1 protein-coding gene and 1 pseudogene are annotated in these 643 nt (G+C 60.2%); one reads left to right on the plus strand and one right to left on the minus strand.

What is annotated here, in order from left to right:
• Nucleotides 1-21: 21 nt before the first annotated feature.
• Complete coding sequence (locus MKP05_RS22045) at nt 22-441, minus strand: GNAT family N-acetyltransferase (protein WP_369127989.1); 420 nt, start codon at nt 439-441, stop codon at nt 22-24.
• On the opposite strand from MKP05_RS22045, the pseudogene MKP05_RS21365 reads away from it, so the two are divergent.
• Nucleotides 355-643: pseudogene (locus tag MKP05_RS21365) on the plus strand (carbon starvation CstA family protein); the annotation flags it as partial. The gene MKP05_RS22045 and the pseudogene MKP05_RS21365 sit on opposite strands and share 87 nt — an antisense overlap.

Consider the following 643-nt stretch of genomic DNA (forward strand, 5'->3'; position numbering starts at 1 on the left):
CGCCGCCGGTTTTACCCCGCATCACCTTAGCGCCACGCGTTTTTCCATCCGGTAATTAATAAACCACTCCCCGCGCGCCGCCACCCGTTGCTCAGCCACCACCTTAAAACCATGAGCCGTAAAACAGGGCTTTGCGGTAATGCTGGCGTCCACCGTCAGGATTTGCGCTGGATACTGAACGCAGAGCGCCTCGATAAGCGCGCCGCCGATACCCTGGCGGGCACGATCCGGCGAGACGAACAGCAAATCGATATGCGTCCCGATGGCGGTGATAAAGCCAAACGGCTGGCTGTTGACCACGGCCACCAGGCCGATTGGGTCGGCCAGCTTTTGTCGCCAGCGCGTCTCATCCACCTGCGCCCAGGCCGCGTCGGTGAAGTGTCGGTTATCGGTATCGTGCTGCTGGTGGCCTCTATCTGGTTCGGCGGCGTGATTGCCCACGACCCGTACTGGGGCCCGGCGTTGACCTTTAAAGATACCACTATCACCTTTACCCTGATTGGCTACGCGTTCATTTCCGCGCTGCTGCCGGTATGGCTGATTCTGGCGCCGCGCGATTATCTGGCCACCTTCCTGAAAATCGGCGTAATCGTCGGCCTGGCGCTGGGGATCGTTATCCTCAACCCGGACCTGAAAATGCCGG

The organism is Halomonas flagellata, from assembly GCF_022487945.1.
Lineage (GTDB): Bacteria > Pseudomonadota > Gammaproteobacteria > Pseudomonadales > Halomonadaceae > Halomonas > Halomonas flagellata.